20 protein-coding genes and 3 pseudogenes are annotated in these 26,581 nt (G+C 71.8%); 10 read left to right on the top strand and 13 right to left on the bottom strand.

Features of this window, described 5'->3' with window-relative positions:
- From MCBG_RS20180 to murJ, 4 genes and pseudogenes are all read right to left on the bottom strand, one after another.
- A pseudogene (locus tag MCBG_RS20180) lies at positions 1-289 on the bottom strand (hypothetical protein); the annotation flags it as partial.
- Complete coding sequence (gene sigM, locus MCBG_RS20185) at positions 286-990, bottom strand: RNA polymerase sigma factor SigM (protein WP_043327690.1); 705 nt, start codon at positions 988-990, stop codon at positions 286-288. The pseudogene MCBG_RS20180 and the gene sigM, both read right to left, overlap by 4 nt.
- 43 nt (positions 991-1,033) lie before the next feature.
- Positions 1,034-2,647: a protein kinase family protein gene (locus MCBG_RS20190; RefSeq protein WP_043327691.1), complete on the bottom strand. Its 1,614-nt coding sequence runs from the start codon at positions 2,645-2,647 to the stop codon at positions 1,034-1,036.
- A gap of 410 nt (positions 2,648-3,057) precedes the next feature.
- Positions 3,058-4,824, bottom strand: a complete 1,767-nt coding sequence (gene murJ, locus MCBG_RS20195; protein ID WP_043327692.1) for a murein biosynthesis integral membrane protein MurJ — start codon at positions 4,822-4,824, stop codon at positions 3,058-3,060.
- 132 nt (positions 4,825-4,956) lie between these two features.
- Here murJ and MCBG_RS20200 point away from each other — a divergent pair, with 132 nt between their 5' ends.
- Entirely contained in the window at positions 4,957-6,417 is a 1,461-nt protein-coding gene (locus tag MCBG_RS20200) for a CCA tRNA nucleotidyltransferase (RefSeq protein WP_043327693.1), read from the top strand.
- A gap of 184 nt (positions 6,418-6,601) precedes the next feature.
- The gene (locus tag MCBG_RS20205; RefSeq protein WP_043327694.1) at positions 6,602-8,641 is read left to right on the top strand and encodes a S8 family serine peptidase; all 2,040 of its coding nucleotides are present in this window, start codon (positions 6,602-6,604) and stop codon (positions 8,639-8,641) included.
- 64 nt (positions 8,642-8,705) lie between these two features.
- Here the strand turns inward: MCBG_RS20205 and MCBG_RS20210 are convergent, their stop codons facing one another.
- From MCBG_RS20210 to MCBG_RS20225, 4 genes are read right to left on the bottom strand one after another with little or no spacing between them, the layout of a single operon-like run.
- Positions 8,706-10,214: a flotillin family protein gene (locus MCBG_RS20210; protein WP_043327695.1), complete on the bottom strand. Its 1,509-nt coding sequence runs from the start codon at positions 10,212-10,214 to the stop codon at positions 8,706-8,708.
- Positions 10,215-10,235: 21 nt separating this feature from the next.
- The gene (locus MCBG_RS20215; RefSeq protein WP_043327696.1) at positions 10,236-10,778 is read right to left on the bottom strand and encodes an NfeD family protein; all 543 of its coding nucleotides are present in this window, start codon (positions 10,776-10,778) and stop codon (positions 10,236-10,238) included.
- A 31-nt stretch (positions 10,779-10,809) separates the two neighbouring features.
- A complete protein-coding gene (locus MCBG_RS20220) occupies positions 10,810-11,910 on the bottom strand; it encodes a TolB family protein (protein ID WP_043327697.1) in 1,101 nt (366 codons plus the stop codon).
- Complete coding sequence (locus MCBG_RS20225) at positions 11,907-12,416, bottom strand: SigE family RNA polymerase sigma factor (protein WP_369799317.1); 510 nt, start codon at positions 12,414-12,416, stop codon at positions 11,907-11,909. Before MCBG_RS20225 ends, MCBG_RS20220 begins: the two co-directional genes overlap by 4 nt.
- 68 nt (positions 12,417-12,484) lie before the next feature.
- Between MCBG_RS20225 and MCBG_RS20230 the strand changes: the two genes are divergently transcribed.
- Positions 12,485-12,964 carry a methylated-DNA--[protein]-cysteine S-methyltransferase gene (locus tag MCBG_RS20230; protein ID WP_043327698.1) on the top strand — a complete coding sequence of 160 codons (480 nt, stop codon included), beginning with the start codon at positions 12,485-12,487 and terminating at the stop codon, positions 12,962-12,964.
- A gap of 65 nt (positions 12,965-13,029) precedes the next feature.
- On the opposite strand, the gene MCBG_RS20235 is transcribed toward MCBG_RS20230, so the two are convergent.
- Together MCBG_RS20235 and MCBG_RS20240 are read right to left on the bottom strand one after the other, a co-directional pair.
- Positions 13,030-14,109, bottom strand: coding sequence for an inositol-3-phosphate synthase (locus MCBG_RS20235; RefSeq protein WP_030499482.1), 1,080 nt, complete (start codon positions 14,107-14,109; stop codon positions 13,030-13,032).
- 23 nt (positions 14,110-14,132) lie between these two features.
- Positions 14,133-14,771: a PadR family transcriptional regulator gene (locus MCBG_RS20240; RefSeq protein ID WP_030499481.1), complete on the bottom strand. Its 639-nt coding sequence runs from the start codon at positions 14,769-14,771 to the stop codon at positions 14,133-14,135.
- Positions 14,772-14,945: 174 nt separating this feature from the next.
- Between MCBG_RS20240 and MCBG_RS20245 the strand changes: the two genes are divergently transcribed.
- From MCBG_RS20245 to MCBG_RS20255, 3 genes and pseudogenes are all read left to right on the top strand, one after another.
- Complete coding sequence (locus MCBG_RS20245) at positions 14,946-15,392, top strand: DUF5318 domain-containing protein (RefSeq protein WP_043327699.1); 447 nt, start codon at positions 14,946-14,948, stop codon at positions 15,390-15,392.
- Between the two features lie 194 nt (positions 15,393-15,586).
- Positions 15,587-18,379 (top strand): annotated as a pseudogene (locus MCBG_RS20250) (transglycosylase domain-containing protein); the annotation flags it as partial.
- Positions 18,380-18,484: 105 nt separating this feature from the next.
- The gene (locus MCBG_RS20255) at positions 18,485-20,041 is read left to right on the top strand and encodes a glycosyltransferase family 87 protein (protein ID WP_043330809.1); all 1,557 of its coding nucleotides are present in this window, start codon (positions 18,485-18,487) and stop codon (positions 20,039-20,041) included.
- A gap of 19 nt (positions 20,042-20,060) precedes the next feature.
- On the opposite strand, the gene MCBG_RS20260 is transcribed toward MCBG_RS20255, so the two are convergent.
- Entirely contained in the window at positions 20,061-22,262 is a 2,202-nt protein-coding gene (locus MCBG_RS20260; RefSeq protein ID WP_043327700.1) for an ABC transporter permease, read from the bottom strand.
- Positions 22,259-23,041, bottom strand: coding sequence for a deoxyribonuclease IV (locus MCBG_RS20265; protein WP_043327701.1), 783 nt, complete (start codon positions 23,039-23,041; stop codon positions 22,259-22,261). Before MCBG_RS20265 ends, MCBG_RS20260 begins: the two co-directional genes overlap by 4 nt.
- 640 nt (positions 23,042-23,681) lie before the next feature.
- Between MCBG_RS20265 and rpsF the strand changes: the two genes are divergently transcribed.
- The 4 genes from rpsF to rplI all read left to right on the top strand — a co-directional run bounded on the left by rpsF (position 23,682) and on the right by rplI (position 25,322).
- A complete protein-coding gene (gene rpsF / locus MCBG_RS20270; RefSeq protein ID WP_013289357.1) occupies positions 23,682-23,972 on the top strand; it encodes a 30S ribosomal protein S6 in 291 nt (96 codons plus the stop codon).
- 80 nt (positions 23,973-24,052) lie between these two features.
- Positions 24,053-24,580, top strand: a complete 528-nt coding sequence (locus MCBG_RS20275) for a single-stranded DNA-binding protein (protein ID WP_018788497.1) — start codon at positions 24,053-24,055, stop codon at positions 24,578-24,580.
- Positions 24,581-24,621: 41 nt separating this feature from the next.
- The gene (rpsR, locus tag MCBG_RS20280; RefSeq protein WP_007073789.1) at positions 24,622-24,861 is read left to right on the top strand and encodes a 30S ribosomal protein S18; all 240 of its coding nucleotides are present in this window, start codon (positions 24,622-24,624) and stop codon (positions 24,859-24,861) included.
- Between the two features lie 14 nt (positions 24,862-24,875).
- A complete protein-coding gene (gene rplI / locus MCBG_RS20285) occupies positions 24,876-25,322 on the top strand; it encodes a 50S ribosomal protein L9 (protein ID WP_013289354.1) in 447 nt (148 codons plus the stop codon).
- Between the two features lie 92 nt (positions 25,323-25,414).
- Here rplI and MCBG_RS35265 read toward each other — a convergent pair.
- Positions 25,415-26,581: pseudogene (locus tag MCBG_RS35265) on the bottom strand (hypothetical protein); the annotation flags it as partial.

Consider the following 26,581-nt stretch of genomic DNA (forward strand, 5'->3'; position numbering starts at 1 on the left):
CGACGGGCGTACCGTCGCGCAGCGCGCCCGGTCCGGCCCCGGCGAGCGCCGCCGTGATCCGGTCGGTCACCGCCACCGGCATCTCCGGCGTGGGCGCCGCCGCCCAGCCGGCCAGGTCGGCGTGCACCAGGTCGACCGCCTCGGCGAGCGTCTCGTACGCGACCCGCCATGCCGGGTCCTGCTCGACCAGCCGGGCCACTGTCGCCTGCTCGGGGGTGCCGTCCAGCGCCCCGCCGAGGTAGTCGGCGAGCAGGTCGTGGTCGACCTCGCTGAACTCCCGGGAAGTCACGGCTCCTCCTGGCTGACGGCCTGACGGGACGCTCCCGACGAGGATCCGACGCCCTCGGGGCCCCGCCGGTTCCCGGAGGTGACCCGCGGCACGTCGGCCGCAGGGGAGTCGGAACCGGTCCGCAGGTGCCCGATTTGGACGGCGAGCCTCGCCCGGCCCCGGGCGCACCGGCTCTTCACGGTCCCCTCGGCGACGCCGAGCATCAGGGCCACCTCGGCGACCGGATAGCCCTGCACGTCCACCAGGACCAGCGCGGCCCGCTGTTCGGCCGGTAGCGCCGCGAGAGCCTGCCGGACCACGAGCGCGGTGTCGTGGTCGTGTGCCGGTGCGGCCGGTTCCCGCCCGCCGGTGTGCCGGCCCGGTTCGCCGTCGGTGTGCGTCCCGTCCGGCAGCGGGACGGTGGCGTGGGTCTGCCGCCGCCGGATCCGGTCCAGGCAGGCGTTCACCACGATCCGGTGCATCCAGGTGGTGACCGCCGAGTCGCCCCGGAACCGGGCGGCGGCGCGGTGGGCGGAGAGCATGGCGTCCTGGAGGGCGTCGGCCGCCTCCTCGCGGTCGCCGATCGTACGCAGGGCGACCGCCCAGAGCCGGTCGCGGTGCCGCTGGAACAGTTCGGTGAAGGCGTCCCGGTCGCCCGCCACGTGGGCCCGGAGCAGGTCCAGGTCGGAGCGGCCGGGCTGCGGGTCGTCGCGTTCCGCCATCACCACGTCCGGCGGAGGTGGCGCGGCGGGCGCGGCCGACGGGTCACGAGCCCTGGACCGTGATCTCCTGGACGCCGAGCTTCCAGGTGCTGCCGTTGTCCTTCACCGGCAGCTTGGTGATCCAGAAGAGGAGGTACTGGTACTTCTGGTCCGGCTGGAAGGCGTCGAAGATCATCTTCGTGCCGCCGTTCTCGTTCGCCGGCCCGACCACCGTGGAGTAGGCGTTCACCAGCTGCTTGTCGCCGGCGGAGGTGGACGGGAAGTCGCCGCGGGCACCGGTACGCAGCTCGACGGTGGCGCCGGTGGCCGACAGCGTCGCCTCCAGCTGCTTGACCGAGTGCGGGGCACCCAGGTCGATCCAGACGCCCATGCCCTTCTTGAGGCCGCCGAACTTGGCGTTCGTCCGGTAGGTGTTGGTCTCCCAGCCCTCGTCGTCGTCGCCGTCGATGACCTTCTCGGCGTTGCGCACCTCCGCGCGATCGCCGTCCGGGTCGATGATCCGTACGTCCTGGATGGTGAGCTTGCGGACCTGCGCTGCGGGCTCGTCGCCACCGCCGGCGCTGGCCGGCGCGCTGTTCGACGGCTGGGCGACCGGCTCCTTGTCGCCGTCGTCGCCACCGCCGAGCGCGTTGATGCCGATGAGCAGCCCGACCAGGGCGACAGCCAGCATGCCGGCGATGCCGATGGCGACCTTGCGCCCGCCGGCCGCGGCCAGCGGCGAGGGCTCCTCGCCGGGCTCGGCGGTGAAACGCAGCGGCCCGGCCTGCTCCAGGAACTGCTCGTCGGCCGGGATGTCGAGCCGGCTCAGCTCGGCGGCCAGCACGTCCGACGCCGGCGGGTCGATCTCCCGGTCGAGCAGGTCCATGGTCAGGTCGTCGAGGTACGCCGGCACGCCGGCACGCACCTGCCGGGGCGCGGCGATGGCGCCGGTGGCGTCGCGGACCGCGTCCGGCAGGGCGGCGCGGCCGTGCCCGGCGGTGGCGCCGTGCAGCGGGGCCTCGCCGTGCGGCCAGTGCCCGGTCAGGGCGAAGTAGAGCACCCCACCTACCGCGCGCAGGTCGTTCTGCTGGCTGTCCGCCCCGTCGGTACGCGCGTCGGCGAGCACCACCCGGCCGTCGTCGCTGATCATCACCGTGCCGGGGTGCAGGTTGCCGTGCACCATGCCGGTGGCGTGTACGGCGGCGAGGGCGCTCGCGACGGCGTTGCCGATCGCCGTGGCCCGAGCCGGGTCGAGCGGCCCGTCGGCGGCGACCATCTCGCGCAGCGACTGCCCGTCCACCCACTCGCGGACCACGTAGGCGCGGTCGTCCTCGTCGATCGCGTCGTAGACGCCGACCAGGTTGGGGTGGATGACGCGGCTCGCGGCGACCGCGGCCTGAAGCATCTCGGTGGCGGAGTCGCCACCCGGGTAGCGGAGGACCACCGCGACGGGACGGCGGAGCACCACGTCGACACCGCGCCAGACCAACCGGCCCGCGCTGTCGTTGTTGATGTGCTCGACCAGTTCGTACCGCTCGGCGAGCAGCTCACCGACCGTGGGAGCACCGAAGGTCACGACCGCAGGAGAGGTCTCCTCCGCTTCCTGACCCTCGCCGACCTGGGTCACCCGTCCTCCCTCGGTGATCGCGTCGATCGATGGACCCGTGCTGCTGGGCATGTGGCTTCCCGCTCTGCCTTCGGTGGAACGGCCGCGGTCTCGACGCCCGCGTCGATCCCGGTCGTACCCGTCGAGAGCGACCTTACCCGGGATGCCCGGTTCTCCGACATGTCATCTTCCCGCTGTGACCGGCCGGAAGGCCAGTCGCCACGGGCTCCCGGCCGGGTCGCCCGCCCACCCGGCGGGCGAGCCGGACACGCACCGCCAATCTAGAGGTTGACGGCAACGAGGTGGCACAGGGGCGTACCGGTGCGGCGACGGGGAGGTTTTCCCCTTCCCGGCCTGCGCTCCCTCGTCCGTACGGTTGGTTGTCCACAGGCCGAGAGGCCCAGTGGACGGGGGAATTCCAAGTTATCCACAGCCGTATCCCCAGCCTGGTGATCCTCGTTCACCGTCGGTCACCGAGGGGGTCAACGCCCGAGGCGCCGCCGGACCATCCCGACCACCTCGGTGATCTCGCCGATCCGCAGCACCATGGCGAGCCCGAGGTAGGTGGCGCCGATCGCCGCGCCGCCGATCACCAACTGGACCGCCGCGGCGAGCCAGCTCAGGCTCGGACTGACAGCTACACACGCCGGGTCGCCCGGCAGCACCGCGACCACGAGCAGGCCGACGACCGCCGCGCCGAGGGCCGCCACGACCACCCGGCCGAGCGTGCGCATGATCCCGCCCAGCCCGATCCGGCCCACCCGGGGCCGCAGCAGCATCGCCGAGATGATCGCCGCCGCCAGGTACGACACGGCGTTGCCGAGCATCATCCCGGCCGCCGCGAACGTGTTCGAGAAGATCAGGAACAGACCGACCTGGAGCAGGACGCGCAGCGCCACCACCGGAATGTTGACCAGAGCCGGGGTACGGGTGTCCGGCAGCGCGTAGAACGCGAAGGTGAAGAGCTGGCTGACCGCGAACGGCACCAGGCCGAGCGCCGCCACCAGCAGCACCGTCGAGGTGGCCACCGCGTTGTCGCCGGTGAACGCGCCGTACCGGAACACCACCACCGAGATCGGGGCGGCCAGCACCGCGTAGCAGACCGCGATGGGCGCGAGCACCGCGGTGACCATCCGGGTGCCCCGGGACAGGTCGGCGGTGACGTCGTGGAACCGGTTCTCGGCGGCGGCCGCGCTCATCCGCGGCATCAGCGCGGTGATGATCGAGACGGCGATGATGCCGTGCGCCATCATCAGCAGCAGGAAGACGTTGTTGTAGATCAGCAGGCCGGCGTTCTGGCCGTCCCCGCCGGTGGCCCGGTTGAGCAGGTTGACCACCACGAAGAGGCCGAGCTGGTTGACCGCGACGTAGCAGAACATCCAGGCGCCGAGCCGGGCCAGCTCGCGCAGCCCCAGCTCGCGGAAGTCGAACCGTGCCTTCCACCGGAAGCCGACCTTGCGCAGCGCGGGCAGCAGGCCGATCGCCTGCACCGCGACGCCCAGCAGGGTGCCGCCGCCGACCAGCAGGATCCGGTCCCAGCCCACCTCGCCGGGCGGCAGCGCCTTCGCGCTGTAGACGACGATGTACAGGCCGAACGTGCCGATGGACACGATGTTGTTGAGGATCGGCGCCCACATCGGGGCGGCGAAGTGCCCCCGGGTGTTCAGCACCGCGGCGATCAACGCGCTGATGCCGGTGAAGAACAGCATCGGCAGCATCAGGTACGACAGCCGGGTGACCAGCGTGGTGTACGCCGGGTCGTCGCTGCCGGCCGCGTACACGGCGGTGAGCACCGGGGCCAGCACCACGGCGATCAGCGCGGTCGCGGCCAGGGCCAGCACCGCGAGGGTCAGCAGGCGCTGCGCGTACGCCTCGCCCCGGTCCGCGTCGATCTTGCGGCGGCGGACCAGCACCGGCACCAGGACGCTGGTCAGCACGCCGCCGAGCAGGAACTCGTAGACCTGGTTGGGCAGGAACTGGGCGGTGGTGAACGCGTCACCGACCATGGTGCCGAGCGCGGCGCCGATCATCAGGTTGCGGATGAAGCCCGTACCCCGGCTGACCAGGCTGCCGATGGCCATCACCGCGCTGTTCGCCGCGGCGCTGGTCTCGGCCACCACCTCCTGCGGGGGCGCGACGGCCTCGACGCCCGGCTGGTTCAGCGGCTCGGCGGAGATGAAGGTGGCGCCGTCGTCCGGCGGCAGGCCGCCGCCGTGCGCGTTCGCGCTGCGGTAGAGCCCGCCGCTCATCTGCCAGCCTCCAAGGGGTACGTCGCAACCGGGTCCGGCCGGCCCCGCCCAACCGGAACCTTAGTCAACCTCCGCCCGTTACCCGCGCCCGGCGCGGTCGATCCACCCTCGGCCCGATAGGCTGGCGATCCCATGTCCGAAGCCTCCGCCTCCCACGCCGCCGACCGCCGCGAGCTGACCGCCGCGCAGCGCAACGCCGTCGCCGAACTGCTCCGAGTCTCACCGGTCGCCGACGAGCTGGGCCGGCGCTTCGCCCAGGCCGGTCACGAACTGCACCTGGTGGGCGGATCCGTCCGCGACGCGCTGCTCGGCCGGCTCGGCAACGACCTCGACTTCTGCACCGACGCCCACCCCGACGAGACGGTCAAGGTCATCCGTGGCTGGGCGGAGTCGATCTGGGAGACCGGGCGTGAGTTCGGCACCATCGCCTGCCAGCGCGACGGCCTCAACCTGGAGATCACCACCTTCCGGGCCGAGGTCTACGACCAGGTCAGCCGTAACCCGGTGGTGCAGTACGGCACCAGCCTGGTCGAAGACCTGAAGCGCCGCGACTTCACCGTCAACGCGATGGCGGTCAGCCTGCCCGACCACCGGTTCACCGACCCGTACGGCGGGCTGGCCGACCTGGCCGCCAAGATCATCCGTACCCCCGGCACGCCGCAGGAGTCGTTCCGCGACGACCCCCTGCGGATGCTGCGCGCGGCCCGGTTCGCCGCCCAGCTCCGCTTCGCCGTCCACCCGGACGTCCGCGCCGCGATGACCGAGATGGCCGGCGACCTGGACCGGATCACCGCGGAACGGATCCGGGACGAGTTCACCAAGCTGCTCTGCGGCGCCGACCCGATCACCGGGCTGCGGCTGCTCGTCGACACCGGCCTGGCCGAGCGCTTCCTGCCCGAGCTGACCGGCCTGAAGCTCACCATCGACGAGCACGCCCAGCACAAGGACGTCTACGAGCACACGCTCACAGTGGTCAGCAACGCCATGTCACTGGAGTCCGACGGCTGCGACTTCGTGCTGCGGATGGCCGCGCTGATGCACGACGTCGGCAAGCCGGCCACCAAGGCGGTCGGCGCGGACGGCCGGGTCAGCTTCCACCACCACGAGGTGGTCGGGGCCCGGCTGACCAAGGCCCGGATGAAGGCGATGCGCTACTCCAAGGAGATCACCTCCCAGGTGGTCAAGCTGGTCGGCCTGCACCTGCGCTTCTACGGGTACGGCCGGGGCGAGTGGACCGACTCGGCGGTGCGCCGGTACGTCACCGACGCCGGCGACCTGCTGTCCCGCCTGCACAAGCTGACCCGTTCCGACTGCACCACCCGCAACCGGCGCAAGGCCGCGCAGCTCGCGGCCGACTACGACGCGTTGGAGGAGCGGATCGCCCGGATCGCCGCCGAGGAGGACCTGGCCCGGGTGCGGCCCGACCTGGACGGCAACGCGATCATGGAGTTGCTCGGCGTACCGCCGGGACCGGTGGTCGGCCGTGCCTGGCAGCACCTCAAGGAGCTGCGACTGGAGCGCGGGCCGCTGGACCGCGACGAGGCCGAGGCGGCGCTGCTGCGCTGGGCCCGCGACGAGGGCATCATCGGCTGACCTCCCCGCGCGGGGAAGCTCCACGACGATACGGCGGCGTGTCGACCGAAAGGTTGACGTGCATCGGTCGATGTCTCGCGCATGATGATGGTCATCATCAGCCACCCGGATCGACGGGTACGGCTGTCCTGATCACATCCGCCCGTCCCGAAGGGACGGCCGCTGGACACGGGGAGAGCATTCAGTGTCACGTCATGGCGCGCTGCGCCGCTCCGCGCTGGTGGGGCTTGCCCTCACCTCCGCGACCTCCATCATCTGCGCCGCCACCGGCGGCGCCGCCTCGGCCGACCCGGCCGGCCCGAAGCGTGCCCCGGTCCGGGGCGCCGACACCGCCGCGGCGGTACCCGGCCGCTACATCGTCGTCCTCAAGGACGGCAAGGCCGGTCCCGCCAAGGTGAAGTCCACCGCGTCGGCCCTCGCCGGCGAGCACGGCGGCTCCGTACGTCGGGTGTTCGGCAAGGCGCTGTCCGGCTACTCCGCCAGCATGGACCGCCGGCAGGCGGAGCGCCTCGCCGCGGACCCGGCCGTCGCCTACGTGCAGCAGGTCCAGCGCTACCAGGCCACCGGCACCCAGACCACCCCGCCGTGGGGGCTGGACCGGATCGACCAGTCCCGGACGAAGACCGACGGCCGGTACACCTACCCGGCGACCGGCGCCGGAGTGACCGCCTACGTCATCGACACCGGCATCGACATCGACCACGAGGACTTCGGCGGCCGGGCCCGCAACGGCTACGACGCGGTGGAGTCCGACGACGTGGCGCAGGACTGCGACGGGCACGGCACGCACGTGGCCGGCACGATCGGCGGCACGAAGTACGGCGTCGCCAAGGACGTCGCGCTCGTCGCCGTACGTGTGCTCGACTGCGACGGCGGCGGCAGCAGCGAACAGGTGCTCGCCGGCATCGACTGGGTCACCTCGCACGCCACCGGGCCGTCGGTGGCCAACATGAGCCTCGGCTTCGGGGGCATCGACCAGGCGGTGAACGACGCGGTCGCCCGCTCCATCGCCTCCGGCATTACCTACGCCGTCGCGGCCGGCAACAGCATGCAGGACGCCTGCGGCGAGTCACCGGCGCGGGTGCCGGCGGCCATCACCGTCGGCGCCACCGACCAGATCGACTTCCGGGCCTGGTTCTCCAACTACGGCACCTGCCTGGACACCTTCGCGCCGGGCACCGGCATCGTCTCGGCCAAGGCCGGCACCGCCACCGGCACGGAGACGATGAACGGCACGTCGATGGCCTCCCCGCACGTGGCGGGCGCCGCGGCGCTGGTGCTGGAGGCACACCCGGGCTGGACCCCGCAGCAGGTGCGCGACTCGGTCGTGGGCACGAGCGTCAGCGGCGCGGTGCACGACATCATGGGCTCGCCCGACCGGCTGCTGCACGTCGGCGACGCGGTGGTGGCGCGCGAGTCGTACGGCCTCAAGGCCCGCGGCAACGGCCTGTACGTGACGGCGGAGAGCGGCGGCAACCGGCCGCTGATCGCGCGCGGCACCGAGGTCGGCGCCTGGGAGCGGTACGACGTGGTGGACGCCGGCAACGGCTACTACGGCCTGCGTGCCGTCACGAACAACCTGTTCGTCACCGCCGAGAGCGGCGGCAACCGTCCGCTGATCGCCCGGTCCGCCGCGATCGGCGACTGGGAGAAGTTCCAGATCGTCACGAACACCGACGGCTCGGTCAGTCTGAAGGCCGTCACAAACGGCAAGTACGTCACCGCCTCGAACACCACCAACCCGCTGATCGCCAGCAAGACCACCATCGGCGCGGCGGAGAAGTTCGACTTCGACGCGGCGCCCCCGGTGGTCGGCATCAAGGCGGTGGCAAACGGCAACTACGTGACCACCGAGAGCGGCGGCACCCGGCCCCTGATCGCCCGGGCCGCGACCGTCGGGGCCTGGGAGCGGTACGAGGTCGTCAGCGTGGGCGACGGGTTCTTCGCCCTGCGCGCGCTGGCGAACAACCAGTTCGTCACGGCGGACGCCGGCGGCAACCGGGCGCTGATCGCGAAGGCCACCGTGATCGACGCCTGGGAGGTCTTCGACTTCCTCGACTACAACACCGACGGCTCGGTCTACCTGCGGGCGAACGCCAACGGCAAGGCGGTCACCGCCGGCGCGACCGGGGGCAGCCAGCTCATCGCCAGCCGCGTCATCGACTGGAACAGCGAGACCCTGGGCCTGAGCACCGGCGAGAAGTTCGTCTTCGCCGCGCTCTGACCCGCCACACCGAAACGGCGCCCGCCGGCTCCCCGAGGGGAGACCCGGCGGGCGCCGTCGTTCGTCACGCGTCGACGGTGCTGCCGTCCACAGTGCTCTTGCCGTTGTTCTGCGCGCTGCTGCCCAGCCGCGCCAGCAGCCCGGCCAGGTCGATGCCGGTGAGGTCGCTGCCCAGCTGGAGACCCTGGGCGACGTTCCCGGCCACCGACTTGGTCAGCGACGACGCGCCGTCGGTGGAGATCACCGTCATCTTGTCGATCGCGCCGATCGGGGCGCTGGCCGCGCCGACCACCTCGGGCAGCACCTTGACCAGCAGGTCCAGGACGGCCGCCTCGCCGTACGCGGCGAACGCCTCGGCCTTGCGGGCCATCGCGTCGGCCTCGGCCTGACCCTTGGCGAGGATGGCCGCCGCCTCGGCCTGGCCCTCCCGCTCGACCGCCTCGGCGATCGCGGAACGCCGGCGCTGCTCCGCCTCGCCCTCCTTGGCGCCCTCGATCGCGTTCGCCTCGGCCAGCGCGGCCCGGCGGGCCCGCTCGCCCTCACCGGTGAGGCGGGCCTGCTCGGCGGCGGCCTGCGCGGCGGCGATGGTCGCCTGCCGTTGCGCGTCGGCGTTGAGCACCGCCGCGTTGCGGTTCGCCTCGGCCTCCTGCTCCACCTTGTACCGGGCCGCGTCGGCCGGCTTGCGCACCTCGGTGTCGAGCTGGCGCTGCTTCAGCTCGGCGTTGCGCTCGGCCACCTTCTGCTGCTCGGAGAGGATCGCCTGGTCCCGCTCGGCCTGGGCGAGCGGCCCGGCCGCCGCCGACTTCGCCTTGGCCGCGTCGATCTCGGCCTGGATGCCGGCCTGCTTGAGCGCCAGGTTCCGGTTCGCCTCGGCGATCGCCTCCTCGGCGAGCAGCCGCTCCTGCTCGGCCTGCTGGCGGGCCCGCGCCTCGGCGATGGCCGCGTCCTTGAGCACCCGGGCCGCCTCCGGCCGGCCCAGGTCCTGCAGGTAGGAGCCCTCGGCCAGGATGTCCTGGAGCTGGAACGTGTCCAGCACCAGGCCCTGGTTGGTCATCGAGTGCTCGGCCTCCTCGGCGACCGCGCTGGCGAACGCCGCCCGGTCCCGGATGATCTCCTCGACGGTGAGCCGCCCGACGATCGAGCGGAGCGCGCCGGCGAGCACCTCGCGGGTGAAGTTGTCGATCTCCTCCTGCTGGTTCAGGAAACGTTGGGCGGCGGCGCGGATCGCGTCCTCGGTGCCGCCGACCTTGACGATCGCGACGCCGTGCAGCTCGGTGCGGATGCCCTGCTTGCTCACCGCGCCGCGGATGCTGACGTCGATCCGGCGGCTGGACAGGTCGAGCGACTGGAGCTTCTGCACCACCGGCAGGACGAACACCGAGGCGCCGAGCACGACCTTCTGCCCGGACATGTCGGTGGAGCGGGCTCCGTCGGCGGTCTGGGTGGTGCGGCCCTTGCGGCCGGTGACGATGAACGCCTGGTTCGGCCCGGCCACCTTGATCCGGGACAACACGAAGAGGACGAGGACGACGGCGAGGAGGACCGCGCCGCCGATGGCGACGAGCAGGGGCATGGGCATTCCCGTCTGTTGGTGTCAGTAGGTCTCGACGTGCACGCTGGTCTCGCTCAGTGCTTCGACCACGAAGATCCGGGTGCCGACCGGGATCGGCCCGTCGGCGCGGGCGTTGAGCTTCACCGGCTGGCCGGCGAGGCGTACCCGCACCTCGCCGTAGCCGCCGCTGGGGATCGGCGTCACCACCAGGCCGATCGCGCCGGCCAGGTGGTCGCGGGTGGGGGTGGCGTCGGTGCGCATGTTGCGGGCCGCGCGACTGAGCCGGGCCGCCAGCCAGCCGGTGGGCACGGCGGCGAGCGCGCCGCCGGCCACCGCCGCCGCGATCATCCCGGGGGTACGCCCGCCGAGCAGCTCGTTGACGATCGCGGCGCCGAAGCCGAACGCGCCGGTGAACCCGGCGGCCGCCTCCAGCGACACCGGCCCGTCGACGTCCGGCTGGCCGAGGTGGAGCACTCCCGAGCCGAGCAGGGCGAGCGTCAGCACGCCCACACCGACCCCGCCGATGATCAGGAAGATGAGCGTCCCGGTGGCCATGACCTGCACGGTATCGACGCCGTGCAACATCCACTACGTCCAGCAGAGGTTCAGCGCCGGGTCAGCGCGGCGCGATCGTCACCTCGGCGAGGGCGAGGTCCTCCGGCAGCGGCTGACGCACGAGTTCGCGGCCGGTGGTGTCGGCGAGCACGAAGTCCCGCGACCCGTACGGCCGCCGGTAGAGCAGGCGGTCGTCGCCGACCCAGACGACGTCGGCCACCGGCAACGGGTTCACCACCCGGCCGGTCGCCGCCTCCACGAGCAGCGGCTCCTTCTGCCCCTGCACCACCACCAGCCGCCCGTCCGGTGACCACGCCCACGGCCCGGCCGGGTCGCCCGGCAGCGGCTCGAACCGGGTGGGCCGGCCGCTGTCGGCGGCGAAGAACTGCACGCCCCGGCGGGGGTGCCGGACCGCCTCGGACCGGGGACCGCTCGGGTCGGTCTGCGGTAGCAGCACCTCCCGCCCGTCCCGGCTCCACAGGAAGGGGCAGGAATCGGTGCAGGGGTAGCGGCCGGTGTCGACAGCGTGGGAGCGGACGGTGCCGTCCACGTCGAGCACGACGAACCCAGGGTGACCGACCCGGTTACTGGTGAACAGCAGGCTGCGGCCGTCCGGCGACCAGTTCGGCGAGCCCAGCGCGCGGCCCGGCTCGTACCAGCGGGTGGTGCCCCGGACCACGTCGACCAGGCCGACCTGCCGGGGCCGGTCGTCGTCCCAGACCGCCACCAGCGAGCCGGTGGGCGCGGGCAGGACGGCGTCGTAGCGGCCGTTGCCGAAGTACCGGCCGCGTCCCCGGTCGAGCAGGTACGACGGCCCGGCGGCGCCCGCCCTCGCCTGCGTGCCGGTGACCACCCAGTCGCCGGGCAGCACCAGCGGCCCGTCCGCCCAGTCCGGTCCGGGCGCCGACCTGATGACAGGCGACGGGTCGACGGTGACCGGCGGCGCGGTCGGCGGCGGGGCGGGACGCGGCCGGAGCAGGACGAACGGCAGCGCCACCGCGACCACGGCGACGAGCGCGGCAGCGGCGGTGCCCACCCGCCGTCGGCGGCGCAGCCTGCGGCCCCGGCCGAGCGCGCGCCACGCCAGGTCCGGCGCGGGCGCGGCGCCGTCGGCGAGATCGTGTACGGCTGTCCGCAGCGTCTCGTCCAGCGACGTGCTCATCGGGTCACCTCCGTCCGGTTCGTCAGCCCGTCCAGCCCCGGCACCAGCTTCCGGAGACGGGCCAGCGCCTTGGTGCTCTGGCTGGCCACGGTGCCGGGGCGGCAGCCGAGCAGCGCGGCTGTCTGCTCGACGCTCAGGTCCTCCAGGTAGCGCAGGGTGAGCACGGCCCGCTGGCGCGGCGGCAGTGTCCGCAGCGCGTCCCGCACCAGCAGCCGCAGGTCGCTGTCGTCGCCGGCGGCCGGTCGCTCCGGCAGTTCGGCCACCGGCACCTCCGCGCGTCGCGCCCGCCGCCGCCAGCCGGAGACCTGGTCGTGGTAGAGGATCCGTTTCACGTACGGCTCCGCGTCGCCGTGGATCCGGGGCCACCGGACGTACGCCTTGGCCAGCGCGTTCTGCAGCAGATCCTCCGCCGCGTGCTGGCTGCCGGCCAGCGCGTAGGCGACCCGCAGCAGGGCCGCTCCCCGCTCGTTGACGAACGCGGTGAACTCCCCGTCGACCTCTGCCACCGTCCACCTCCGCATCTCCAGACGCCCGGGGCGGGGAAATCTTTGCCCGTCGCGCGACAATGGGTGGCATGCGCTGGACAGTGCTCGACTCACCGATCGGGGAGTTCTCCGTCGGCACCGACGACGACGCGGTGCGCGGCGCGCACTTCGGCCGGGTGGACGGGGCGGCCGACGAGCCCGGCGACGCGGTGGCCCGGCTGGCGGTGACGGAGTTGCGGGCGTACTTCGCCGGTGAGCTGACCGAGTTCACGGTGCCGGTGTCGGCCCCGCGCGGCTCGGAGTTCGAACGCGCGGTCTGGCGGGAGATGACAGGCATCCCGTACGGGGAGACGAAGACCTACGGCGAGGTGGCGAAGGCGGTCGGCGACCCGGGCGGCGCGCGGGCGGTCGGGGTGGCCTGCAACCGCAATCCGGTACCGGTGATCGTGCCCTGTCACCGGATCGTCGGCGCGGGCGGCAAGCTGGTCGGCTTCGGCGGCGGGCTGCCGCGCAAGGTGACGCTGCTGGAGCTGGAGGCGGCCGTGGCGCTGCGGCGCGCCTGGTCCTGACGTACCCGAAGAAGGAAGGCCGGGTCCGCGCGGACCCGGCCTTCCTTCTTCAGCGTTCCAGCGCGTCAGCGCTCGATCTCGCCGGCGATGAACGCCTCGACGGCGGCGTGCGCGTCGTGGTCGGCGTACTGCTCCGGCGGGGACTTCATGAAGTACGAGGAGGCGGAGAGGATCGGGCCACCGATCTTCCGGTCCAGCGCGATCTTCGCGGCGCGGACGGCGTCGATGATGACACCGGCCGAGTTCGGCGAGTCCCACACCTCGAGCTTCAGCTCCGCGTTGAGCGGGGTGTCGCCGAAGGAACGGCCCTCCAGGCGGATGTACGCCCACTTGCGGTCGTCCAGCCACGGCACGTGGTCGGACGGGCCGATGTGCACGTCGCTCTTCTGCATCTCGTGCGGGATCTGGGAGGTCACCGACTGGGTCTTCGAGATCTTCTTCGAGACCAGGCGGTTGCGCTCCAGCATGTTCATGAAGTCCATGTTGCCGCCGAAGTTGAGCTGGTACGTGCGCAGCAGCTCGACCCCGCGGTCCTCGAAGAGCTTCGCCAGGGCGCGGTGGACGATCGTGGCGCCGACCTGGCTCTTGATGTCGTCGCCGACGATCGGCAGGCCGGCGTCGGTGAACTTCTTCGCCCACTCCGGGTCGGAGGCGATGAAGACCGGCAGGGCGTTCACGAACGCGCAGCCGGCGTCGATCGCGGCCTGGGCGTAGAACTTGTCGGCCTCCTCGGAGCCCACCGGGAGGTAGGAGACGACCACGTCGACCTGCGCGTCGCGCAGCGCCTGCGCCACGTCGACCGGCTTGGCGTCCGACTCCTCGACGATCTCGCGGTAGTACTGGCCGAGACCGTCGAAGGTCGGGCCGCGCTGCACGGTGACGCCGGTCGGCGGCACGTCGCACAGCTTGATCGTGTTGTTCTCGCTGGCGACGATCGCCTCCGCGAGGTCCATGCCCACCTTCTTGGCGTCCACGTCGAACGCCGCGACGAACTTCACGTCGGATACGTGGTAGTCGCCGAAGGTGACGTGCATGAGACCCGGGACGCGGTCGTTCGGGTCGGCGTTCCGGTAGTACTCCACGCCCTGGACCAGGGACGAGGCGCAGTTACCCACACCGACGATGGCGACGCGGACGGAGCCCATAGCGTCTGCCTCCTTCTTCTTCATCACGGCCGCTCTGTCCTGGACGTTCCAGGCGTGGGCGGGCTGTCGTTGTCTCGTCGGCCGTCGGCCGTCCCGGTTCGCGGGTCGGCCGGGGCCCGGCCGGAGCGCTCGTTGGCGATGAGCTCCTCCAGCCAGCGGACTTCGCGCTCACAGGCGTCGAGCCCGTGGCGTTGCAGTTCCAGGGTGTACGCGTCGAGTCGCTCGGCTGCCCGGCCGAGCACGTCACGAAGACCTTCGCGACGTTCCTCGATCTTGCGACGACGACCTTCCAGGATCCGGAGCCGGGTGGCCTGGTCGGTCCGGGCGAAGAACGCGAAGTGCACCCCGAAGCCCGTGTCGTCGTACGTCTCGGGTCCAGCCTGCGCTATCAGCTGGGCGAAGCGTTCCTTGCCCTCCGCGGTAATGGTGTAGACCACCCGACCACGTCGGCTGGTCAGCGCGGGAACCTCCTCGGCGGTCGCGGGTGTCTCAGCGGCTTCGGTGATCCATCCCGCCGCCTGCAGCCGGCGCAGGGTCGGGTAGAGCGAGCCGTAGCTGATCGCCGCCCGGATGGCGCCGAGCTTGGCGGTCAGCTCCTTGCGCAGTTCGTAGCCGTGCATCGGCGCCTCCTGCAGGAGGCCGAGGATGGCGAGCTCGAGCACGGGCCATCCCTTCTTTCCCCCTGCGCGGAGCACTAACCACCGCGATGTATCGGACCGATACATCGCACGTTAGCGGACGCCGATGTACGGGGCAAACCCTGTCTTACGCGACGCGATCATCACGCATCGTGACCATGGTCGCCTGGGTTCGTCGGAGCGCGTACCCTTTGCCGCATGCGTACGCAGCGCCAGGTCGTCGACTACTCGCTCCAGAAGCGGGCGGTGCTGCGTGAACTGCTCGCCGGGCGGATCGGCACGTACGACGTCTGCGACGCCTCGCCGTACCTGAAGAACGCTGCGCGCTTCCACGGCGAGCCGACCGATCACCGCTGCCCGATCTGCCGCAGCGAGAACCTGATCCACGTCCACTACATTTACGGTGACGAACTCAAGCAGTCGGCCGGCCAGGCGCGTACCCGGGCCGAGTTGCCCGTCCTGGCCATGACGCTGCGTGAGTTCCAGGTGTTCGTGGTGGAGGTCTGCCCCGGCTGCGACTGGAACCATCTCGTCGAGCAGTTCCTGCTCGGCCGGGACGGTCTCGCGGGCGAGGCGGAGGGCGCGGAGGATTCCGTCGCGGCCAACGGCTCCACCCCTCGGCGAAGGCGAGAGGCGCAACGGTGAACGTGGCTGTCCCGATCTCTGCCGGCCCATTCCCCGGGTGGCGGAATCGACAGCCCTTAGACGTAATTAGTCCGAATAGATCGGATTTTACGGGCAACCGCGGGCACGGCCGGCGGGTAACGTCCCGTGTTCCAGCTCACGGCAACCCGGTGGCGGCGCCCCCGCGCCCCACCGCGACCGGCAGGGTGTGAGGAATGAACTACGGCGATCCCAGTTCTTCGCGTGGGCGGGCCCAGATCCCGGGCCCGAACGGCGACCCCGGTTCCGAGTGGAACCAGGGCGGGAACGGTTGGTCCGGCTCCCCGGACGGCGGCGCCTCGGCGCGCGCCTCCGCGACACCGTACGGCTCGGGCGGCCGGGCCTCGGTCGGTGGCGCCGCTCCGGCGCCGCGCCCGGCATCGGGCTCGGCCTCGGTGGGCCGGGCCGGCGCGGGCGGCCGCGCCTCGGTGCCCGTCTCGCCGGCACCCGGCGCCTCCGGGCGCGCGGGCGCCGGACGGGCGTCGGTTCCGGTCTCCCCGGCCGCTCCGGCCGGACGTGCCGCGGTCGGCGCGGCGAGCGTGGGGGCGGCGAGCGTGGGCGGGCGCGCGAGCGTCGGCGCCCGGGCGAGCGTCGGCGCGGCGGCGGTGGGCGGCCGCGCCCGGGTGCCCGGCGCCGCCGGTGGCGGTCCCGGCGGTCCCGGCGGCCCGACCGGCCCCGGCCGGGGCGGTCGCGGCGAGGACCCGGCGCGCGCGAAGAAGCGCCGCCGGATCAACATGCTGATCGCCGGCTTCGCCGTGTTCATCATGCTCGCCGGCATCGGCGTGGTGAGCTTCACCTGGTACTCCACCAAGGTGGTGCTCCCGGAGGACACGATCCCGCCGCTGTCCACCACGATCTTGGACTCGAGCGGCAAGGCCTTCGCGCGGATCGGTGACCAGAACCGCCAGCTCGTCACCATCGACCAGATTCCGGAGCACGTCCAGCACGCGGTGGCCGCGGCGGAGGACCGGAACTTCTACAAGCACTCCGGTGTGGACTACAAGGGCATCACGCGGGCCGCGTGGAACAACCTCACCGGCGGCGACAAGCAGGGCGCCTCGACCATCACCCAGCAGTACGCGCGCAACGCGTTCGACAACCTGAACCAGGACACGTACGGCCGCAAGGTGAAGGAGGCGATCCTCGCCTCCAAGCTGAACGACAAGTACGACAAGCGCGTGATCATGCAGCACTACCTGAACGTCATCTACTTCGGCCGGGGCGCCTACGGCATCCAGTCGGCGGCGCAGACGTACTTCGCCAAGAACGTCAAGGACCTGAACGTCGCCGAGGCCGCGGTGCTCGCCGCCCTGATCAAGCAGCCGGAGCCGAGCGCCACGCACAAGGGCTACGACCCGGCGATCAACGCGCAGGCCGCTGTCGACCGGTGGAACTACGTGATCAACGGCATGATCACGGAGAAGTGGCTGGACGCGCCGAACACGCCGCAGCACCCCACCGAGTACCCGAAGAACATCCAGAAGCCGTCGAAGAGCAGCGCTGGTGGCTACGGCATCGACACCCCGTACGGCAACGTCGTCAACTACGTCTCGCAGGAACTGCGCGAGATGAAGCTCTGCACCGACAACGAGGCCGAGGTGACGGACAAGAAGCCGCTGTGCGCCAAGGCGCTCAGCCGCGGCGGCTACAGGATCACCACCACGATCAACCGGAAGATGCAGGAGGCGGCGCTCGACGCGGCCCAGCGGGCCAGGAAGAAGTCCGAACTCGCCGGCCAGCCGTCGAACCTGATGGCCGCCGTGGTGGCGATCGACCCGAAGACCGGGCGCGTGCTCGCCTACTACGGCGGCGACAACGGCACCGGCACCGACTACGCCGGCAAGAACGTCGACAACGGCGTCGTGAGCGGTGGCCACTCACCGGGTTCGAGCTTCAAGATCTACACGTTGGCGGCGGCGCTGAAGGAAGGCATCTCGCTCAAGTCCCGGTGGAAGGGATCGGCGTTCACGCCGAAGGGCACCAAGTTCAAGGTCAGCAACGCCGGCGCGGACAAGGTCTCCTGCGGTGACTCCTGCACGCTCGAACTGTCGACGCTGAAGTCGCTGAACGTGCCGTTCTACTACATCACCGAGCAGATCGGCCCGGACAAGGTGCTCGACATGGCCAAGCAGGCCGGCGTCACCACCATGTGGCAGACCGACACCAACCCGGCCAAGGCGCACGACCTGACCAAGGCCGACCCGAAGGACCTGGCACCGTCGCCGTTCTTCCACGTCCTCGGTTACGGCCAGTACCCGATCACGGTGCTCGACCACGCAAACGGTGTCGCCACGTTCGCGAACCAGGGCATGTACCACAAGGCGCACTTCATCCGGAAGGTGGAGAAGCAGAACCCGGACACGGGTAAGTGGGACCTGGTCGGCGCGGAGAAGCTCAAGGGGCAGCAGCGGATCGACAAGGACATCGTCGCGGACGTCACCTCCGTGCTGAAGCAGTACCCGGGCCAGATCAACAAGCGGCTCGACGAGGGCCGCCAGGTCGCCGAGAAGACCGGCACCTGGGAACTCGGCGACAAGACCACCCGCAACGGCGACGCCTGGATGATCGGCTACACGCCACAACTCGCCACCGCCGTCTGGGTCGGCAACGTCAAGGACCGCAAGGCGATCCAGTACAAGGACGGCCGGGACATCAGCGGCGCCCGGATGCCCGGTGACATCTTCCAGCGCTTTATGAACGACGCGCTCAAGGGCAAGGACAAGGAAGAGTTCCCGCCCGCGGCGAACGTCGGCAAGGACGACGCCGGCAACGGCGAGGCCCCGCCGCCGCCGGCGAACGAGCCGGGCCAGCCGGGCGGGCCGGGCTGCGACCCGCTGGGCCTGTTCTGCCCCGGCGGTACGCCCGGCGGCGGCAACCCCGGCGGCGGCGACCAGGGCGGCAACCCCGGCGGGGGCGGGCTACCCGGTGGCGGCGGACGCCCCGGCGGTGGTGGCGGCGGTGGCGACATACAGACAGCCGTCCGAGCGGTCCGGCCGCCGCCGGCGTTTCGCGTACCGGAATTTCTCCGCGCGCGACGGGACGGCGACCCCCTGTGTACGGCAGGATGCCTCTCCATGAGCACCCAGTCGCCCGCAGGCATCGATGAGCCCGGCGCGTCCGAGGCGGCGCCGCGATCGGCAGAGACGATTGACCACCCGTCCCGCTCGGACTGGTTCGTCCGCGGCGCCTCCGGTCTGATCGGGGGGCCGCTCGGCGACCACGCCGCCGCCCTGGACCGGCCGGCCGACCGCGAGAGCCGGTTCTGGACCGCCGGCCGGATCGTGCTGGCGCTGGTCTGCCTGACGCTGGCACTGCACTGGGTGCAGAAATCCCCCTGCCAGGACGGCGCGTGGCAGAACAACATCCAGTACACCCGCATGTGCTACACCGACGTGCTGGCGCTCTACTACGCCGAAGGGCTCAACGAGGGCAAGGTGCCCTACGCCGACCACCCGGTGGAGTACCCGGTGCTGACCGGCTACTTCATGGGCGCGCTCGGCCTGCCGGTGCACGCCCTCGGCGTCGACAACCCCGCCATCAACCAGGGGCAGTGGTTCTACAACCTCAACGCGCTGGTGCTCGGCGCGCTCGCCGTCGCCACCGTCGCGGTCATCCTCAGCCTGCGCCGCCGACGACCCTGGGACGCCGCGTTGTTCGCGCTCTCCCCGGCCCTGGTGCTCACCGCCACCGTCAACTGGGACCTGCTCGCCATCGGCCTGGCCGCGTTCGGCCTGCTGGCCTGGGCACGCGCCCGCCCCGACCGGTACGCGATGCTGCTGCCCGCGGTGGCGGGCGTCCTGATCGGACTCGGCGGCGCGGCCAAGATGTGGCCGCTGTTCCTCCTCGGCCCGATCCTGGTGCTCGCGCTACGGGCCGGAAAACTGGCCGCCGGGCTCGTCGCCACCGCCACCGCACTGGTGTCCCTCGTGGCGGTCAACCTGCCCGTGGCGATCCCCTACCGGGAGAACTGGGAACGCTTCTTCGACCTGAACACCACACGACCCATCGACTGGGGCACGCTCTGGTACATCGGCCGCTACCTGGACGGCCGGATCAGCCCGTCCGCACCCGGCGAACTCGGGCCGTTCGAATGGCTCAACGCCAACATCCCCACGCTCAACTGGGTGTCGTACCTGCTCTTCGGGCTGGCCTGCCTCGGCGTGGCCGGGCTGGCGCTGCTGGCGCCGCGCCGGCCCCGGCTGGCCCAGCTCGCCTTCCTGGTGGTCGCCGCGTTCCTCATCTTCAGCAAGGTCTGGTCCCAGCAGTTCGTGCTCTGGCTGCTGCCGCTCGCGGTGCTCGCCCGGCCGCGCTGGGGCGCGTTCCTCGCCTGGCAGATCGCCGAGGTCGGCTACTTCGCCGCGTTCTACGGCGAACTGCTCGGCACGGCCATGTCCCGGCCCGTCTTCCCCGAGGGCGTCTTCGTGCTGGCGTCGAGCCTGCGTCTGATCACCGTGGCGGTGCTCTGCGGATTCATCATCCGGGACATCATGCGGCCCGAACTCGACGCGGTCCGGCAGACCTACGCCGACGACCCCGACGGCGGGGTGCTCGACGGCGCGCCCGACGCGCCCTGGCACCAGCGCTGGCGGGCGCGCGCCGCCGAACAGCCCGCCGAACCCGTGCCCGTCTGAGCGACGGGAGCAGGTCGGTCTAGAGCCGGAACACGACCGCCTCGCCGACCTGCTCCCGGGCCACGCCCAGCGCGTCGACCGGCCGGTCCAGCATCCCCTCCCACGGGGTGCCCTCCAGCTCGTCGCGCAACACCACCACGTTCTTCACGCCGATCTGCCGCAGGTAGTCGACGCTCGCGTAGTCCGGGAAGCTGACTGTCGCCTCGCGGATCTGGGCCTGCGACCGTGGCGTGAAGCCGCTGCCACCGTTGACCATGGGCTGGAACCGGTCGGTGGACCAGAGCATCACCGGCTGATCCAGGTTCTGGCTGCTCGGCAGCACGAGCATCGGCCCGTCCACGGTCCGCAGCGCCGCCGGCTGCCGCGGCACCACCGGCTGCGGCGTGGCGTTCAGCCCCTCCACCAGCACCAGAGCCAACGGCAGCAGCGTCGCCAGCCGCAGCCACGGACCCGGCCACGGCGGCACCCGCTCGGCGGCCAGCTCGCGTACCCGCATGCAGAACGCGGTGACCGCACCCGCCGCGAGCAGGCCCAGCAGCAGCGTGGTCCAGAGCATCATCCGGCCCGGCGTGCGCAGCCCGCTCCAGCCCGGCAGATAGTCGAACAACGGCACGTAGGTGAACCGGCCGCCGAAGAACCGGGTGCCCATCGCCAGCGCCATAGTGACGAGCACACCGGCGAGCAGGAAGATCCGGTGCCGGACCCGCCACACCGAGAAGAACAGCCCCCCGGCGGCGAGCGCGTAGAGCACGAAGCCCGGCAGCAACGTCATCTCCGGATGCCAGGGCAGCACGGCCCGGGCACCCTCGTGCAGACCACCCCAGACCCGGGACTCGGCCGGCGCGGTGAAGAACCCGCTCGCCGGCGGCGAGTAGAGCCCGATGTCGCCGATCGTGCGCTCCGCGTTCGGGTGCAGCTCGGCGACCTTGAAGTAGGGCACCGCCAGCGCCGCGCCCACCGCCGCGAAGACGAGCCCGCCCAGCACGTCGGCCAGGAACAGCCGCCGGCCGAACGGGCGCTTCACCTTGCGCCGCCGCACGAACCACAGCACCACCGAGACCAGGACCACCCCGGCCAGCATGTACGCGAACGGCAGCCCGATGCCGAAGCCGAGACTGAGCTGCCACGCGGCCACCAGCCAGCCGGCGAACGCCCAGCCCGCGTGCCGGCGGCGCGGCCGGTACCCGTACCGCAGTGACCAGCCGTGCCCCCGGGCCAGCATGGCCAGCGCCAACGGGATGCCGCCGTTGGAGATGATGTGCAGGTGGCCGGCCTGGGCCAGCAGCCACGGCGCGTAGGCGAAGCTCGCCCCGGCCACCGCGCCGCCGATCCGGCCCGCGCCGAGCTGCCGGGCCAGCGCGTACGCGCCGAACGCGGCGAGCGCGTGCGCCAGCACGAACATGATGTTGTAGCGCAGCACGGCGTGCTCCGGGCCGACCCCGATCAGGCCGGCCGGGGCGTACCCGAGGAGCGTGTCGGAGAACGCGAAGCTCCAGTTCTCCGGATAGAACGTGTTCGAGTGCCACAGCTGCGCCGGGTTCGTCCGCAGGATGTGCCCGGACCAGGCCATCTGCCACGCCTGCAGGCTCGGGTCCCAGTAGTCCTGCGGCAGCGTGTGCCGCGGATAGCGCAGCGTGGGCCAGGTCATCGCCGCCGCCAGCGCCAGCGCGGCGACGACGGCGAGCGTCCACTCGTGCACCAGGAACCGGCCCACGGCGCGGACGGCCCGGCGGGGGCGGCCGAGCACCGGCTCGGGTGCCGGACCGAACGCGGACCAGGGGTCGGCCGGCTCGTCGTCGCCCGTACCGTCCTGCTTCGCGGCGTCGTTCTTCTCCGCGGCGTCGCCGTCCTTCTTGGCGGCGTCCGCTCTGTCCCGGGCCTCGGCCTCGGTCCCGGCTTCGGTGCCGGCCTCCGCCTTGTCGGTGCCGGCACCCGCCTTGTCGGCGGTGCTCGTCTTGTCGGCGGTGCTCGCCGCGCCTGCCGCCTTCGCCGCGCCGGTGCGGCGAGCCTTGCGGGTCCGCTTCGCCTTGCCGGCACTCGTCACCGTGCCCGCGGTGTCATCCTCGCCGGAGCTGTCCGCGCCGGACGCGCGCTCGTCGGGCGAGCCGCTCCCCGGCCCGGCCCCGGCCGCGTCGTCCGGCGGGTTCTTCGCGCCGGTCCCGTCCGCCCGGGTCTCGGCGCCGGACCGGCGGCCGGTCGTGCCGGACTTCTCGGCGGTCACTCCGCCGCACCCAACTGCCCGCGCAGGAACGCGATGTCGGCGGCCTGGCCCTCGACGCCGCCGGGGGTCTCCACGATCACCGGCGCGCCTGCCGCGCGGATCACCGCCACCAGCAGCTCCGGGTCGATGGTGCCGCCGGTGAGGTTGTCGTGCCGGTCCTGACCGGAGTTGAAGGCGCCCTTCGAGTTGTTCGCGTGGATCAGGTCGATCCGGCCGGTGATCGCCTTCACCCGGTCGACCAGGCCCAGCAGCTCCTCGCCGCCCGCGTGGGCGTGGCAGGTGTCGAGGCAGAAGCCGACCTCGTGGTCGCCGAGCGCGTCCCAGAGCCGGGCCAGCGAGTCGAGGTGCCGGGCACAGGCGTTGTCACCGCCGGCGGTGTTCTCGATCAGCACCGGCAGCGGGAATCCGCCGGACTCCGCCGCGTACGCGAAGGTCTTGCGCCAGTTGTCGAAGCCGACGGCGACGTCCTGGCCGGCGTTGACGTGGCCGCCGTGCACGATCAGGCCCTTGGCGCCGACGGCCGCCGCGGCGGTGGCGTGGGCGAGCAGCAGCTTGCGGCTGGGGATGCGGATCCGGTTGTTGAGCGTGGCCACGTTGATCACGTACGGCGCGTGCACGTAGAGGTCGACGTCGGCGGCGCGCAGGCGCTCGGCGTCCTCGCGCGGCTTCGGGGCCTTCCAGCCCTGCGGGTCGGCCAGGAAGAACTGCACCGCCTCGGCCTGCCGGGCGGCCGCCTCGGCCAGCGGGTCGGTCGGATCGACGTGGGCTCCGATTCGCATGCAGGGCAGCCTACGTCGCGCCTGCGACGGTCGCCGCGCTCGCCGGAGACGCCCGGCGGGTCGGAGGCGTCACCACCCGGCCCGGCGGTCGTTGTCCGAGGTGGGATCGATGGTCGACGCTCCGCCCGGACGTGGTCCACAGCACGTACGGGTGAGGGGGCCGACGCCCGGTGACGGGACGCCCCGGCGTGCGGCCCGGCACGACGGGGCGGGATCCATCAGGAATCCGGCACACCAAATGGAAGTCCGGACTAAATCCTCAATTTACCCCAAGTGGTGACGAGAGCCATTGTATGGTCAGCACAGGTGACAACACGATAAAGCTCCGCGGGGCGTCTTCGATCCAACCTCATCGGTGTGGTCGTTCCTCCCCAGGTCCCACCCAAGGAATGCGGACGGGACGCCCCGCGGCCCCGTGGACAGGGGTCCACCTGCCGGCTCTCGAAGCCGAAGGTGGGCCCCTGTCGCCGCGTCCGGGCCGTGCCGGTCGACCGGTCCGGCCATGATCGTCCGCACCGGCTATCCTGGTCCGGTTGCCCGTGTCCAGCCGGGTTCCCCCGGAACCGGTCACGGGCAGCGACGCACGACCTCCTGCCACGGAAGGACCGTGGCCGCTTAGCCCACAGGAGGTGAGCACGTCTTGCGTCATTACGAAGTCATGGTGATCCTCGACCCCAGCCTCGAGGAGCGCACCGTCGCCCCGTCGCTCGACACGTACCTGAACGTGATCCGGACCGCGGGTGGCTCGGTGGAGAAGACCGACGTGTGGGGCCGCCGGCGCCTCGCGTACGAGATCAACAAGAAGGCCGAGGGCATCTACGCCGTCATCGACCTCCAGGCGACGCCGGAGGCCGTTGGCGAGCTGGACCGTCAGCTCCGACTCAACGAGTCGGTGCTGCGCACCAAGGTCATCCGTCCGGAGATGCGCTGAGCATCTAGTCCCGGCACGTCCGGATCAAGCCTCATCCACGCTGTCGTACGGCTCTGAGAGCCTGTACCGCACAAAGATGAGTGCGCGAGGAGATGGTCATGGCAGGAGACACCACCATCACGGTCATCGGCAACCTGACCGATGACCCCGAGTTGCGTTTCACCCCCTCCGGCGCGGCGGTCGCCAAGTTCCGGGTCGCTTCGACGCCCCGCTTCATGGACAAGGCCTCCGGCGAGTGGAAGGACGGCGAGCCGCTGTTCCTCTCGTGCACGGTCTGGCGCCAGGCCGCCGAGAACGTCGCCGAGTCGCTGCAGCGTGGCGCTCGGGTGATCGTGTCCGGCCGGCTGCGTCAGCGGTCGTACGAGACCCGTGAGGGTGAGAAGCGCACCGTCATCGAGCTGGAGGTCGACGAGATCGGCCCGTCGCTGCGCTACGCCACGGCGAAGGTGCAGAAGATGTCCCGCTCCGGTGGCGGTGGCGGCGGCTTCGGTGGTGGTGGCGGCCAGGGTGGCGGCGGAGGCAACTTCGACGACCCCTGGGCCTCTGCTGCCCCCGCCCCCTCCCGCGGTGGTTCGGGCGGAAACTTCGACGAGGAGCCTCCGTTCTAATGGCGCCGAGCGCCCGCGATCGCAAACCAGGAGCACGAGCAATGGCTAAGGCTGCGGCACTTCGCAAGCCGAAGAAGAAGGTGAACCCGCTCGACAAGGACGGGATCACCTACATCGACTACAAGGACACCGCGCTGCTGCGCAAGTTCATCTCCGACCGCGGCAAGATCCGCGCTCGGCGGGTGACCGGCGTGACCTCGCAGCAGCAGCGGCAGATCGCCCGTGCGGTCAAGAACGCCCGCGAGATGGCGCTCCTGCCGTACACGGCCACGGCCCGCTGAGAGGAGGCACGGACATGAAGATCATCCTCACTCAGGAGGTGTCCGGCCTCGGCTCTCCGGGCGACATCGTCGAGGTGAAGGACGGCTTCGGCCGTAACTACCTGCTGCCGCAGGGCTTCGCGATCGCCTGGACCAAGGGCGCGGAGAAGCAGGTCACGGTCATCAAGCGGGCCCGCTCGGCCCGCGAGATCCGCGACCTGGGCCACGCCACCGAGGTCAAGACCCAGATCGAGGGTCTGAAGGTCAACCTGAAGGCCCGCGCCGGCGACGGCGGCCGGCTCTTCGGCTCGGTCACCCCGGCCGAGATCGTCGACGCCGTCAAGGCCGCCGGCGGCCCGACCCTGGACCGCCGCCGGCTGGAGCTGCCCGGCCACATCAAGGCGCTCGGCTCCTACCCGGTCAGCATCCGGCTGCACCCCGAGGTGACCGCCAAGTTCGACCTGAACGTGGTCAAGGGCTGACACCCGTAGCACGACGCGAAGGGCCCGCACCGGACACCGGTGCGGGCCCTTCCGCATCTCCGTCACCACGGCCCCGGCCGCACCTCCGGGTCTCAGCCGAGGGGGTTGCCGGTCACCGCGCTGATCACCACGGTCGACAGACCACCGCCCACCACGGCAGCCGCCAGCGCCACCGTCGCCGCCCGCCAGGTCGTCCCGACCTGCCGTAGCAGCACCGCCACCACCAGGCTGCTCACCAACGCCAAACCGAACCGCGGCGCCGCCGACACCAGCGAATCCAGGGCATGCGTACGCGGCGAGTCGCAACCGCCACCGGTGATGTCGGTGACGCAACCCTCCGGCGGCTGACCGCTCAGGAACAGCAGACCGACGAGTAGCAGCACGGCCGGGACCAGATAGCAGGCCACCGTGTAGACCAGAGGCCGCAGCGGACCGCCCGGATCCGGATCCAGCAGGTCGTCTTCCAGCCGCCGGCCCCACGAGCCGCCACCGATCGTCTCCACCCGCCGGCGCAGCGTCGACCCGGCCGGCGCCACCGGCCGACCGCGCGGCACGGCACGCGGACGCGGAGCCGAGTACGCCACCGCCGGTGACCTCGGCGCCGACGGCGGTGTCTCCATCCACCGCGGATCGTCCCCGGCCAGCCGGGTACCCGACCAGAACGCCTCGGCCCGCTCCGGTGACGCCCATCCCTCCCGCACCGGCGGAGCCGTGCGATCCCACGGATCGACCTCGTCGCGCACCGGCTCCAGATAACCGGTGTCGGTGAACCGGTCCCACTCGCCCGTGTGCTCCGTGCGGTCCCACCGGCGTTCCGCCTGCTCCCAGCGGCCACCGGGCGCCGACCGGCCCCAGGCGTGCACGCCCGACGCGTCCCACGGGTCGACCGCAGGCGGCGGCTCCGGCGGCTCACGGTCGGCCGCCCGACGCCGCTGCCAGGGATCCGCCGCCGGCCGGGACTGCTCCGAACCCGACGGGGCCACCGACCGCGACCAGCCCGTCTCCGAAGCCGCCGAGGACGACCAGCCCGGCTCCGAAGCCGACCGGCCCGACGACGCCGACCGCGACCAGCCCGACTCCGACTCCGACGCCGGCCGCCGCAACTGCGACACCTTGGTCTGGAGCGCCCCGAGCGCGTTGCCCGGCGCCTCGTCACCCCAGAGATCTTCGATCAGCCGGTCGGCGGTCACCGGGCGCCCCTCGTGAACCAGCAGGTCAGCCAGCAGACCACGCACTTTGAGGCCGGGCACGGCGACAGG

This window comes from Micromonospora sp. M42 (genome assembly GCF_000568915.1).
Taxonomy (GTDB): domain Bacteria; phylum Actinomycetota; class Actinomycetes; order Mycobacteriales; family Micromonosporaceae; genus Micromonospora; species Micromonospora chalcea.